The following is a 345-nucleotide window of genomic DNA, read 5'->3' as shown; positions in this document are numbered from 1 at the left end:
GTTCTACACCGGAGATGACGCATCTGGTGGCTGGGATACTGGTCAGACATACCGATTTTCAGATTATAATGGAACCTTCTACATGGCTGTTCAAGATGGGGCCAACGGCACGATTGTTGACCTCTCCACATATGGGTCGCAGTTTGAAATTTTAGAGGCTGTGAACACCCGGACAGGGGAGACGATGAACACGACCAGCCCACACAAGTACCTCTACAACTCAACGAACGCAAGCTCCCTCGCGGACGAAATCGAGCAGTTGCGACAACTCAGAAGGCAGTATGAGACCACCGGAACTGGTGGCGGTGGTGGCGGCGGTGGCTTCGGTGTTGGAACCGAAGACCG

General features: G+C 53.9%; 1 pseudogene. It reads left to right on the top strand.

Annotated elements, in window-relative coordinates:
• Positions 1-82 precede the first annotated feature (82 nt).
• Positions 83-345: pseudogene (locus C448_RS11730) on the top strand (hypothetical protein); the annotation flags it as partial.

This window comes from Halococcus morrhuae DSM 1307, assembly GCF_000336695.1.
Taxonomy (GTDB): Archaea; Halobacteriota; Halobacteria; order Halobacteriales; family Halococcaceae; genus Halococcus; species Halococcus morrhuae.
Note: the sequence above shows the minus strand (reverse complement) of the source record. Positions and strands in the feature narration are given on the sequence as shown.